General features: G+C 28.2%; 14 protein-coding genes. All 14 read right to left on the bottom strand.

What is annotated here, in order from left to right; translation table 11 throughout:
• The 14 genes from GOQ29_RS06545 to murQ all read right to left on the bottom strand — a co-directional run bounded on the left by GOQ29_RS06545 (window position 1) and on the right by murQ (window position 13,137).
• Window positions 1–690 carry a diacylglycerol kinase gene (locus GOQ29_RS06545; protein WP_350445984.1) on the bottom strand — a complete coding sequence of 230 codons (690 nt, stop codon included), beginning with the start codon at window positions 688–690 and terminating at the stop codon, window positions 1–3.
• A 20-nt stretch (window positions 691–710) separates the two neighbouring features.
• A complete protein-coding gene (gene ybeY, locus GOQ29_RS06540; RefSeq protein WP_203371843.1) occupies window positions 711–1,166 on the bottom strand; it encodes an rRNA maturation RNase YbeY in 456 nt (151 codons plus the stop codon).
• 33 nt (window positions 1,167–1,199) lie between these two features.
• Window positions 1,200–2,120 carry a PhoH family protein gene (locus tag GOQ29_RS06535; protein WP_203371865.1) on the bottom strand — a complete coding sequence of 307 codons (921 nt, stop codon included), beginning with the start codon at window positions 2,118–2,120 and terminating at the stop codon, window positions 1,200–1,202.
• A gap of 56 nt (window positions 2,121–2,176) precedes the next feature.
• Window positions 2,177–3,412: a sporulation protein YqfD gene (gene yqfD / locus GOQ29_RS06530; RefSeq protein WP_203371842.1), complete on the bottom strand. Its 1,236-nt coding sequence runs from the start codon at window positions 3,410–3,412 to the stop codon at window positions 2,177–2,179.
• A 13-nt stretch (window positions 3,413–3,425) separates the two neighbouring features.
• On the bottom strand, window positions 3,426–3,701 hold the full coding sequence (yqfC, locus tag GOQ29_RS06525) for a sporulation protein YqfC (protein WP_203371841.1): 276 nt from the start codon (window positions 3,699–3,701) through the stop codon (window positions 3,426–3,428).
• Window positions 3,702–4,017: 316 nt separating this feature from the next.
• On the bottom strand, window positions 4,018–4,500 hold the full coding sequence (locus GOQ29_RS06520) for a hypothetical protein (RefSeq protein ID WP_203371840.1): 483 nt from the start codon (window positions 4,498–4,500) through the stop codon (window positions 4,018–4,020).
• A gap of 9 nt (window positions 4,501–4,509) precedes the next feature.
• The gene (floA, locus tag GOQ29_RS06515) at window positions 4,510–5,493 is read right to left on the bottom strand and encodes a flotillin-like protein FloA (RefSeq protein WP_203371839.1); all 984 of its coding nucleotides are present in this window, start codon (window positions 5,491–5,493) and stop codon (window positions 4,510–4,512) included.
• Window positions 5,494–5,504: 11 nt separating this feature from the next.
• Window positions 5,505–6,803, bottom strand: a complete 1,299-nt coding sequence (locus tag GOQ29_RS06510; RefSeq protein WP_203371838.1) for an NfeD family protein — start codon at window positions 6,801–6,803, stop codon at window positions 5,505–5,507.
• Window positions 6,804–6,917: 114 nt separating this feature from the next.
• Window positions 6,918–7,649, bottom strand: a complete 732-nt coding sequence (gene nagB, locus GOQ29_RS06505; protein ID WP_203371837.1) for a glucosamine-6-phosphate deaminase — start codon at window positions 7,647–7,649, stop codon at window positions 6,918–6,920.
• Window positions 7,636–8,775: an N-acetylglucosamine-6-phosphate deacetylase gene (gene nagA / locus GOQ29_RS06500; protein WP_203371836.1), complete on the bottom strand. Its 1,140-nt coding sequence runs from the start codon at window positions 8,773–8,775 to the stop codon at window positions 7,636–7,638. The genes nagB and nagA overlap by 14 nt, the downstream gene beginning before the upstream one ends.
• A gap of 16 nt (window positions 8,776–8,791) precedes the next feature.
• Complete coding sequence (locus GOQ29_RS06495; protein ID WP_203371835.1) at window positions 8,792–9,646, bottom strand: MurR/RpiR family transcriptional regulator; 855 nt, start codon at window positions 9,644–9,646, stop codon at window positions 8,792–8,794.
• A gap of 1 nt (window position 9,647) precedes the next feature.
• Entirely contained in the window at window positions 9,648–10,691 is a 1,044-nt protein-coding gene (locus tag GOQ29_RS06490; RefSeq protein WP_203371834.1) for a MupG family TIM beta-alpha barrel fold protein, read from the bottom strand.
• Between the two features lie 75 nt (window positions 10,692–10,766).
• The gene (locus GOQ29_RS06485) at window positions 10,767–12,200 is read right to left on the bottom strand and encodes a PTS transporter subunit EIIC (protein ID WP_203371833.1); all 1,434 of its coding nucleotides are present in this window, start codon (window positions 12,198–12,200) and stop codon (window positions 10,767–10,769) included.
• 34 nt (window positions 12,201–12,234) lie between these two features.
• Window positions 12,235–13,137 (bottom strand): N-acetylmuramic acid 6-phosphate etherase, encoded by a 903-nt coding sequence (gene murQ, locus GOQ29_RS06480; protein ID WP_203371832.1) that lies wholly within the window; start codon window positions 13,135–13,137, stop codon window positions 12,235–12,237.
• Between the last annotated feature and the right edge of the window lie 234 nt (window positions 13,138–13,371).

The raw sequence follows: 13,371 nt of genomic DNA, 5'->3' as shown, positions 1-13,371 counted from the left end.
CTATAATAATTGAAAAATTAGTACTGTTAATAATATACCCAATATAGCTCCATTAATGACCTGAAATATAGAATGAATTTTTCCTTCTACTCTACTTTGCCCCACTAAAATCGATAATAAAAAGCTTAATGTCGCTATTAATATATTTTCGCTTAAAAATGTAATAACAGTTGAGACAGTAAATGCTAAAGCAGTATGTCCACTAATTATTCCCCCTTCAAATGGTGTTCCTGTTTGAGTAATAGTTTTTATTATAATAGTAATTATTATAATAAGTAATATACATATAAAAGTCAGATGTACTGGAGAACTCCTTATTTTAAATAATATTGATCTTGTAAATGGATTTACATGATAAAAAAAAAGTAAATATCCTACCATTATAGAATTTATAGCTGCAACTAATACAGAAGCAGCAGCTACATCTTTAGCAATCTTAGCTAAGGGATGAAATTCTTTAGTAATCATATCTACTGCCTTTTCTATTGCTGTATTAATCATTTCTGTTATTATTACCAATGCAATAGCAAATAATAGTAACAATAATTCAATCTTAGAAAAATCAAAAAACAAACTTAATAATAATATTATAATCATCATGAAAAAATGAATTTTCATGTTCCTCTGAGTTTTTAATGTATAGATAATTCCTTCAATTGCATAATTGAAACTATCTATTAATCTTTTCACTATAATTACCTGCTTTCATATTAATTTTTAAAAATCTTTAATTTTTTCATTATTTGTTTTTCCTTACTCCTCATAATTTCCTTGTCTTTTTCAGTCATATGATCATATCCCATTAGATGAAACATACTATGAGCTGTTAAATACGCTATTTCTCTTTTTAAGCTGTGATTATATTCTTCTGCTTGTTCCTTTGCTTTCTGAGTTGATATAACTATATCACCCAATATAGGTATTTGACCTTCAATATCTTTATTATCCTCCATAGGAAATGATAACACATCAGTCTCTCTATTTTTACCTCTAAAATTTAAATTTAAATCCTTAATCTCTTCACTGTTAACAAATGATACACTTATCTCATAATCCATTCTATGATTCTCATATTTTAAACATTCTTCAATAACTTTACTTATCATATATTCTATATCTTCATCCAATAATACTTCTGTTTGCCTATTATCTATATAAACTTCCATGAGCTGTTCTTCCTCTCTTCTATTTCCTATTTATTATCCTTTAGTTTTATTTTGATTTTTTTCATAAGCTTCTATTATACTTTGAACTAATCTGTGTCTTACTACATCATTCTTGTTTAAATACACAAAATCTATACCTTTTACATTTTTAAGAATATGTGTAACTTGTTTTAATCCTGAAATTTTCCCGTTTGGTAAATCTATTTGAGTTATATCACCAGTTATGATAGCTTTAGATCCTAAACCTAAACGAGTTAAAAACATTTTCATTTGTTCAGAAGTAGTATTTTGAGCTTCATCCAATATAACAAAAGCAGAATCTAATGTCCTACCTCTCATATATGCTAATGGTGCTATCTCAATTAATCCTCTTTCTCTATTTTTTAAGAAGGCTTCTCCACCAAATACATCAAATAAAGCATCATAAACAGGTCTTAAATATGGATCAACTTTATCTTGCAAATCTCCTGGTAAAAAACCTAATTTTTCTCCTGCTTCTACTGCAGGTCTTGTTAGTATAATTCTATCAACTTCTTTATTTTTGAAAGCTTGAACCGCTTTTGCTACTGCGAGATAAGTTTTTCCAGTACCAGCAGGCCCTATACCAAACACTATATCATTATTTTTTATAGAATTAATATACTTTTTTTGTCCTAATGTTTTAGGTTTAATGGTTTTACCCGAAAATGTTATACAAACAGTCTCATCTAATAAATCATTAATTTTATCTTCTTTTCCTTTATATATCAAATTTATAGCATATCTAATCTGTTGCGAAGTTAAATGTCCTTCTTTCTTAACAATTTCTATAAGCTTTTGAATTAAAGCCTCAGACAAATCAACATTATCCTTTTCACCAAGAACTCTAATTTCACCTTCTCTAGATACTATATCTACATTGAACTCATTTTCAATAAGTTTAATATTCTTATCAAAATTACCAAAAAGCTCCATTGTAAGCTCCTCGTTATTTATTCTTATCCTTTTTTCTGTAGAATCTTTTGACAATATTACTCCTCCTCATTTTCTTCTATATCTTCTTCTGGTTTATCATATAATTCTTCTTTAATATATTCTATTTTTCCTATATCTTCAATTAATTCTAATTGAATCTTTGCTATTAAAAAATTATCCTCTGTTTCAAATTCTATATCTTTTGATACAACCTGACTATTTTCTGGAATTTCTTTCATTGTTTTTTGAGTTATAATAACGTTAAGGGATTCTTTTAATGAATCTACATTTTGTTTGATAGTTTTATTTTTTACCTCTCTATATTCATGAGTAATTACATCAAATGGTATAATTGAATAAAATCCCTTTTCTTTATCATCAATATACTCTATATAATTTTCAAAAGGTATATCTCCATTTTTTAAATGTATGCTTTTATTTCCTATCTTTATTTCTCTTGAAAAGTATTTTTCACCTGTTTCCTCCTGTATCTCTTTAACTATAGGTTCTTTTATTGTATTTGTATAATAAGTTCTAGCTAAAATTTCCCCATTTGCATGAACTAATAATATATTTTCTTCTAAATCATTTTGTACTATTCCTGTTATAAGTAATTGACCTTTTTCAACAATTTCTCCCTTTTCTACTACTACATTACCATTTTTAGCTATAGTCTTTTCTATAATACCTTTCTTACTTGCCACAATATTACATGGCTTATTCTTATCTATTGTTTCATCTTCGGTTATATAACTTCTTTCCTTAAGTTCTATTACTAAATTAGTCCCTTTGATATTGATATTTACATATGCAATATCCTCAAACTTTTCTAAAATATTAATTTTCAGTTCTTCTTCTTCTATTATAGATTTTTTTATACCGATTTTTATACCTTCTTTATTTAAATATTCAATTAATTCTTCTTCATTTAAATCGCCAGTGCTGTTTATTTCTATATTCCAAATAAAAGAGGTTAAAAAAAAGATTACTCCTATAACTAATACAAAGCCAATAGCTAACATCTTTCTTTTTCTTAATCTACTAAGTAAAAAGGGTAATCCTTCTTTAGATATTATATTCAATCTGCATCCTGCTTTTAATATAATTTCTCTTAATTCCTTAACTCCTTTTAAGCTAACTTTTGCTTCTAAAGTTGTATAATCATATCTTTCAATATCCCAGAGATAAACATTATTTATAGCAGCTAAATTGATAAATCTTTCCAAAGTTAATCCTTCAATCCTAATAATAACATATCCACGAAAATAATTCCATAATCTAATGATTAACATACTTTCACCTCAATCATATAAATTCTATATTTATAATTTCACCTGTTATTACGATTTCCTCTGATACTATATTTTTAATTATCATTTTCTTTCCAATTATTCTTATAATTCCTACTTTACTATTAATTCTAATTCTCTCTTTACTATATTCTACTATTCCTTTATGATTTTCTATATATAATTGAATACTACCTATCATTGTAATTTTAGGTAAGTCTAATATTATTTCTTTTGGTAATTCTAAAACTTCTGCTATACTGTTTTTTGCATTCTCTATCTTCTTAGCCATGCTACTACCCTCCTCCATAATTAAATTTATGCTTTAAAAATTACTACTATTACAAAAAGGCGGATAAAAAGCGTATCCGCTTCACTAGAGAAACCTAGTTTCCCTTTGACGGTGCGTAATACGTGCACCTGAGCACCCTTCTAATACGGCATGGGATTCCATCCCCTACAACCCCTATTTTTTATTGTCTTCCAATCTTTTCTGTGACTATTAACCCTTGTATTTATCAATAGTCTAAAACTTTTATTAAATAAACTTTCTTAGACAACAAAAAAGAAGAGTAACGTTTAAACGCTACTCTTCTAAATATAATCAATTATTTTTTTCCTTTTAATGCTTTAGGTGATGATAATATCTCAGACATCACTATACCTTTCACTATACTTTCTTTATCAAATTTTAATTGAATATTATCCGAACCAATTTCATTTTTCTTTATCTTATCATTCTTTGAAATCTTTAATGTTGCTTTAGGTTCCTTTTCTATATTCACTTCATATTTCTTATTTTGTTCTACTTTGTTTTCTTTTGCTTTTTTGATTTCACTTTTTATTTTCTCATTTACTTTATGTTTAATAACTCTTTCTTTCTTTTCTTTTATATTTTTCCCAAAATCATCTTTCATAGGAGGAATAGCTTCTATATTTTCTAACCCAACGGCATTTCTCTCCTTACTTAAATTCCCATTTATATTTCTTTCATTTTGTTTCTTATTAGCTTTCTGTTTCTCAGCAAAACTTTTAATTACTACTGGTATAAGAAATATTAAAAACGGTCCTATAAATTCAAAAATATTCATTGAATCACCCTAATTTTTATTGTCATCATCTTTATTAACATTAGAAATTGATTCTCTCATTGATGTATCTGCTAAAATATTCTTCATATTATAATAATCCATAGCTCCTAAGTTCCCTTCTTTTAATGCATCAGCTAATGCTAATGGAACTTTTGCTTCAGCCTCTACAACTTTTGCTCTTTGTGATTGAACTTCAGCTTTCATTTCTTGTTCTTTAGCAACAGCCATAGCTCTTCTTTCCTCTGCTTTAGCCTGAGCTATTCTCTTATCAGCCTCCGCTTGATCAGTTTGTAATGTTGCTCCAATGTTTCTTCCTACATCTACATCAGCTATATCAATGGATAATATTTCAAATGCTGTTCCTGCATCTAATCCTTTATCAAGTATATTTTTAGAAATAACATCTGGATTTTCTAATACTGCTTTATGGTCAATTGAACTACCTACTGTAGTTACTATTCCTTCACCTACTCTGGCAATAATAGTTTCTTCACCAGCACCACCTACAAGTCTCTCTATATTAGCTCTAACTGTAACTCTAGCCTTTGTCATAACTTCTATACCATCCTTAGCCACTGCTGCAACTTTTGGTGTTTCAATGACTTTTGGATTAACACTTACCTGTACGGCTTCTAATACATTACGTCCAGCTAAATCTATAGCTGTTGCTCTCTCAAAAGGTAATTCAATATTTGCTCTTTGAGCTGCTATAAGAGCATCTACAACTGTATTAACATTTCCTCCTGCTAAATAATGTGCTTCTAATTTATCGATATCTATGTTTATACCAGCTTTTGTAGATTTTATCATTGGTCTCACAATTCTAGAAGGTATTACCTTTCTCAATCTCATACCAATTAATGTAAATAATCCAATTTTTACCCCTGAAAAATATGCTGTTATCCATAGTCCTACTGGAATAAAACTAAATAATAAAGTCAAGAATATTAAAATTCCAACAATAATTATAATTAAAAGTATTAAACTATCCATCCAATTCCTCCTTATTTTAATTCAATTTTCCTAACAACAACTTTAGAGCCTTCAATCTTTACAACTTTTATTCTCTCTCCTTTCATGATAAATTGACCTTCAGTTACTGCATCTAATCTATCACCATTAACAACTATGGTTCCTGATGGTCGCAAAGTTGTTAATGCAATGCCTTCATCATATAAATATTTACGATTATCTATTATGCTACTATATCCTGAATCTCCCTCTTGCTTAGTATTTAATACAATTTTATCAAAGATAGGACTTTTCTGTCCATGCTTTAAAAATAAATATATCACAACTACACTCACAATAAAAGCTACAATAATAGATATTATAGCAATTTCTATATTAGGAGAAGCTAATATAAGCCCTATAACTATAGCTATTATACCACCAATACCAGGAATTCCAAAACCAGGAACGACAGCTTCTATAAATAATAATATTATACCAGCTACAAATATTATTAATGAAGCCCAACCAGTATTCCCTACTATTAGATTACTTCCAAAATATAATGCAAAGGACATTATAGCAACACTTCCTCCAGCTCCAAATCCAGCTGTAAAAACTTCTACTACTATCCCTATAAAACCTATAATAAGTAGCATACTTAGTACATAAGGATTTGTTAAAAATTTAGACATTCTAATAGTAAAATCCATTTCAGATACTTTTATTTCATCATATTCTATATTAAGTTTTTCTAGAATCCCTTCATAATCATTTGATATAAAATCTGCTAATTCCAATTCTTCAGCTTTTTTATAATTCAAATTAAGTAATCTATCTTTTTCAATGATTCCATCTATTTCTATACTTTTATCTGCCATAGATGCTATTAATTCTGGGTCTCTTCCCTTTGTAATTGCAGTTGATCTTAATTCTTCAACCCAATAAGAAAGATTTTTTTCTGTATTAGGTATGGGTTCAGCGGATCCTATAGTAGAACCTTCAGCCATAACAATATTATTACCTGATATAGTCAATAATACTCCTGCAGATTCTGCCTTTGTATTTACAAAAGATATAGTAGGTACTTCTAAGCCTACAATTAAATTTTTAATCTTTTCTGCTTCATCAATATATCCACCATATGTGTCAATCTCAAATATAATTGCTTTAGGATTTAATTTTTCTATATCTTTTAATTCTCTTTGAACAAATTGATATGTCGCATTATCTATATTTCCATTGATAGGGACTACAAATACATCTCCATTATTTTGAGCAAGACTTGCTATTGGATTAAAAAGTAGAATTCCTAAACTTATTAAAATTATAAAAATTTTTTTATTATCCATATATTACCTCCCCTAATATAATTAATTCTATTATATACTATATTAGTATTATTTTGTACCAGTAATATTAATATAGTCCTACCAAATACTTGGCAGGACTTACTTATTATACGTTTATTTACTTAATTTTGAAGCAGCTGCTTCGTCTAATATAAGATAAGCATCAGGATGCAATTGAAGAACTGAAGCTGGTACCTCAGGAGATATACTCCCTTCAACAGCTTTTTTAACTGCATCTGCTTTTTCTTCTCCACTTGCCATCAAAATTATTTTCTTTGCATGCATAATATTCTTTATACCCATGCTTATTGCTTTTTTAGGTACATCTTCTATATTATCAAAAAACCTCGAATTAGCCTTTACTGTTCCTTCATCAAGCTCTACTAAATGTGTGCATGATTCAAATTGTATATCTGGCTCATTAAATCCAATATGACCATTTCTTCCTATTCCTAAAACTTGTATATCAATATTACCCATTTTTTTAATAAGATTATCATATCTTCTACATTCTTCTTCAATATCATCAGTCATTCCATTAGGTATATGAGTATTTTCTAGATCTATATTTATATGATTAAAGAAGTTTTTATTCATATAATACTTATAACTTTGAGAATTATCTTTAGGTATTCCATAGTATTCATCAAGGTTAAATGTTATAACATCTTTAAAATCTATTAATCCTTCTTTATACATATATACTAGTTCATTATACATACCAAGGGGAGTATCTCCTGTAGCTAATCCCAATACACAATCACTTTTCATATTTATTTGGCTAGCCATTATAATAGCAACCTTTTTACTCATACCTTGATAATCTTTCACTTTAATTATTCTCATGTTTAACAACCCCTTCAATTATTACTTTTTTTATTTTTATGTCATCATCAAATAGTATAATATCTGCATACTTCCCTTTTTCAATACTACCTATATCATCAATATTTATTACCTTTGCTGGATTTGCACTGGCTAACTTTACACATTCATATAATTTTAATGTAGTATTTTTATATAAATTTTTAACTCCTTCATTTAGTTTAAGCACACTTCCTGCCAAGGTTTTATCTAGCAATCTAGCACTATTATTTTTAACTATAACTTCCTGACCACCTAAATCATATTTTCCCTCCTTTAAACATTGAGCTCTCATAGCATCAGTTATAAGTACTATATTTTCAGAACCTTTAACTCTATTTACTATTTCATATATACCCCTATGTAAATGTATATTATCAGCAATTATTTCACTGGTTATATCTGAACTCATTATAGCCCCTACTACTCCTGGATTCCTATGATGTAATGGAGTCATAGCATTAAACATATGTGTACTATGGGTTACACCTTTTTTTATAGCTTCTAAAGCTTCTTCATATGAAGCATTGGTATGACCCATTGAAAGAGTTATATCTTTATTTTGAAGGATAGATTTAAGGAAATCAAAATCTTTGTCCTCTTCTGGAGCATAAGTTATTATCTTGATTACATCTATATAATTCTTTATTAATTCATAATTTGGTTTTTCTATAAAATTAGAATTCTGTGCACCTTTATATTTTGGGCTAATAAATGGCCCCTCTAAATGAGCCCCTAATACCCTCGCTCCTTTAATCTTTATATTCATAGCATTTCTTACAGTATCCAAAGATCTATATATAGACTTCATATCCATAGTCATAGTAGTAGGTAAAAAAGAAGTAACTCCATTTTGCAATATAGATTTACTTATGTTTTCTATTGATTCTAATTCTCCATCCATTGTATCATATCCCATTGAACCATGAATATGTATATCTATGAATCCAGGAGATACATAATTATTTTTGGCATCTATAATATTTATATTTTCACTATCAAAATTATCTTTATGAATTATATCTATAATTTTATCTTCATAAACAATAATATGATCCTCTAAAATTTCATTCGGAAGAATTATTTTACCATTTATTATAGCATTCATATTATCACTCCTAAATTTATTTATTTATTTTAAAATCTTCAACAATCTTCCTAGTATTTTTAATATATTCTGATGTTTTTTCAAAATCTTTTTTAGCTATTCCAACAAAAATCACATCAATAGCTGTTAATTGGGCTATTCTAGATGTAATAGCTCCAACTCTTATATTTTGTTCTCCTGCTGCTACATATATTTTTATATCTGCTATATCACTCAAAGGATTTTTACCATATTTAGTTATAGATATAGTAGTTGCTCCTCTTTCTTTTGCCTTTTCAATTGCTTTATATGTTTCAAGGGTTCTTCCACTGTAAGAAATCCCTATTGCTACATCATCTTTTCCCATATTAGCAGACAATGCTAATTGTGTATGACTATCTAAATAGAAATTAGCTGTCTTTTTTATTCTTGCTAATTTATACTGAAAATCCTTTGCCACTAATCCTGAAGCCCCTACGCCATAAAGAAATATCTTATCTGATTTTTCAATACAATCTATTGTTTTTTCAATTTCATTTTCATCTAACAATTTAATTGTATCTTCAATTATCTTTATGTTTTCATAAGATAATTTTTCCATAACTTCTTTTATAGTATCTTTTGTTGTAATATCTTCATAAACCCTTGTACTGATATTATTTTTTTGACTTACATCTTTAACTAAATTAATCTTAAAATCTTGAAATCCATTACAGCCAATTTTTTTACAAAATCTAATTATTGTTGCTGGGCTAGTATCAGATTTTTCAGCTAAACTTTGAACTGAAAGTTCAGATATATCATTTAAATTCTCTAATATATACTTACTCAATTTCATTTCAGATTGTGTAAGATCCTGTTTACCTTCTTTTATTCTCAATATTACATTCATCTTAATCACCTATTATTTCAAATTTAAATTTATCTCCTGGATTTATTAAATCTATAAGTATTGATGAAGAGCTAGCATCAGCCACTACATTTATTCGGTCATCTTTTATTAAAGACTTCTTTAAAATTTGTAAATCTCCTTCATATCTAAGATATTTTTTATTATCAATAGTTACAGAATATTTATATCTATCAACTGTATTATTAGGTTCTATATTACCTTTTTTATAAAATCTAGATTCTTGAGATCTTACGTTGTATTCTCCTGGATCCATGCGATTAGTGTGAATTTGTTTTAATAAATATTTTTCTCCATATGAAATACTTCTATGTGTTTTTATAGGAATTATTAAATAATCATTATTTATTTTAGTTAACTTTAATAATTCTCTCTTAGATGCTTGTGCATCTCCAACAAAAACAATATCCACACCTAATTTAAATAAATGTTGCGATGATATAAAAGGGTCCATTCCTCGATGTTTTTCTAATGTGGGAAGTCCCTCATATATAGGTCCTCTTTTCTTATATTCTGATGGTATAAATGCAATCACTTCTATTCCATATTCTTTAAAAAGATTATTTCTTTCTATAAATAATTCTTCTGATATACCAGCATCTTTTCTTGGATAATAATTATGACAAGCATTAATTTTTGATAAATCTCCGCCATAATAAATAATTTCTTCTATATCTTTTCTTGAAAGAGTACTGGCATTTAAAGTTATATTATATTTATTTACTTTTGTCAATTCACTAATCTCTTTATTATTAAATCCAAAATCTAACCTTAATGATTCAATATTATACTCTTCTAGATTTATTTTATCAAAATATTTTTTTGAAATATCTGCCATTATTGTCATACCTAGCTTATTGGCTTCTTTCAGTATTCTAAAAGATTCTTTTTCGAAACTTTTATCTGTTTCAGGTATGTGTATAGAAGTAAATATTTTTTTTATTCCTAAACTAGAAGCTTCTTTTATATACTTAATATTATCTTCTATATTATTATCCATGCCTGAAAATATAGATATACCTATCACTATGATCACTCCATTTCCTTAAATATTAAGACGGTTACTCATATTTAATTATAAATAACCGTCCCAATGATATTCCTAATTTAGTTCTTTTATTTCTTTTTCTTTAATAAATAAAGATGTTATTATAAATCCAAATACATAAGATATTATTAATCCCAAGAAATAATCGAGCATTGACCCTGGATGCATTAATGGTATTGCCACCATTCCTGATGGACCCCACGCTCCAGCCATAACATGTCTTAACATTACATAAGCTCCTCCAAAACCTGCTCCAAGCCCAGCAGTAATAAATGGTTTTCCTAGAGGTAAAGTAACACCATAAATAAGAGGTTCACCTATTCCTAATATTCCTGCTGGTAATGCTCCTGAGATTATTTGTCTTAATTTAAGATTTCCTACTTTTTTAGCTTTCAAATATATCGCTATTGCAGCACCAACTTGCCCTGCACCAGCCATAGCTAATACTGGAAACAATGATACTCCTCCAAATGCTTCTAATTGAACTGCATATATAGGTATTAATCCATGGTGCAATCCTAATAGCACCATTGGTAAAAACACAGCTGATAATATATACCCTGATATAACACTTATTACAGGATTTTCTGAAGATATTAATAATTCTAATACACCAACTAATCCATCAGAAACAACTCCTGATACTGGCATTATTATAAACAACATTAATATAGCCATTATAAGCAATGTAACTACAGGTGTAACTATTAAGTCTAATACATCTGGAACAACTTTTCTAACTCTTTTCTCTATCTTAGATAAAATATATACTCCTATAATTACTCCTATTATACCACCTTTTCCAGTTGTTAAAGTTGAATTTAATGGTGATTCTGCATTATATAATCCTAATATTTCAGAAATTTCTTGCACCTGTGTCATAATTGTAAGAGCACCTATCATTCCACCTAGTCCTTCAGTAGCACCAAACTGCTTTGCAGAATTAATACCAGTAAATATTGCAAAATACCCTAAGAAAGCTCCACCTAATAATGATAATATTAATCTAGTTATATTCCAAAAATCTGTTGCTGGTAAGCTTCCTGTATCCTGCATAGTACCAACAAGACTTGCAAATCCATTAAAAATACCTGCTGCAATTATTGCCGGAATCAATGGAATAAATATTTCCCCAATTGTTCTAAGGGCTTGCTTTACCCTATTTTGTTTTTGCTTACCTTTGATTTTTTCTTTATTTGATTGCCAATCCTCTCCTACATCCATATTTTTCTTAGTTTTACTAAATGAAAATTCTTCTTGAATAATCATCCCTAACTTTTTTGCTTTGCCAGGTCCAACTACTATTTGAAGAGTTTCATCTTCTACAACCCCCATTACTCCATCCAGCTCTTTTAATTCTTTCATTTTAACTAGGTTATCATCTTTTAATTTTATTCTTAAACGAGTCATACAATTAGTAGCATATTCAATATTTTTTTGGCCTCCAATTAAATTAACAATCTTCAACACTAATTCTTTATTGTCCACATAATCACCCCTATTTTTATTTTTTAAATTTATATTAAATATACATTAGAGCTCTACTTAAATGTCCATCATTTTCATTTAATACTTCTTTAGCTTTTTCTAATTCTAATCCTGACTTTATAATAAAAATTGCTAATTTTACATTGTAATCAGTTTTTTCTAAATATTTAGTTGCTATATCTTCGTCAACCTCTGTAACTTTCATTACTATCTTTTTACATCTTTCTATAAGCTTTAAATTTTTAGCCTGAACGTCTACCATTAAATTTCTATATACTTTTCCTAATTTAACCATTGTAGATGTCGTTAACATATTTAATACCATTTTTTGAGCTGTTCCAGCTTTCATCCTAGTTGAACCCGAAATAACTTCAGGTCCCACAACCGGTGCTATTGATATATCTGCTATGTTAGAAATCTCTGAAGCAGAATTACATGTAACTGCAATTGTTGGAACTTTTATTTCTTTTGCATACTCTAATCCTCCTATAACATAAGGAGTTCTACCACTAGCAGCTATACCCACTAGTACATCCTTAGCATTGAAAGCGATTCCTTTTAATTGTTTAATAGCCTCTTCTTTGCTATCTTCAGCACCTTCCACGGCATCTCTTATTGCTTTATCTCCTCCTGCAATAAGTCCTATAACCATATCTGAATCTACTCCAAATGTTGGTGGACATTCTGATGCATCCAAAATTCCTAATCTTCCACTAGTTCCTGCTCCTATATATATAAGCCTTCCATTTTCTTTTAATCTATCAGATATTATATCTACAGCCTTTGATATATTTGGTAGTTCTTTTTCAACTGCTTTAGCTACTTTCCTGTCCTCTTCATTTATCATTTTCAAAATACCTATTGTATCTAATTGATCAATATTTGTTGTTTTTTCATTTACTGATTCCGTTACTAATTTATCTAGATTTTCATTCATTTTGTCACCTCTTATAATTATTATTTATCAATTACATTGTAACACTTTTGAAATTATATTTCAATATATTTTATTATTTTTGAAATATAATTTCTATATCATTATATTATTTTTAACCATAAATATTGCATATTCTATTATATGAAAGTAAAAATAATTTATCCGAACAATAAAAAGGCGGACTAGAAACGTGTCCGCACAGCTCAAGGAAACCTAGTTTCCCTTCGACGGTGC

The sequence above is a fragment of the Anaeromonas gelatinilytica genome, assembly GCF_016820635.1.
Classification (GTDB): Bacteria; Bacillota; Clostridia; order Tissierellales; family SIT17; genus Anaeromonas; species Anaeromonas gelatinilytica.
Note: the sequence above shows the minus strand (reverse complement) of the source record. Positions and strands in the feature narration are given on the sequence as shown.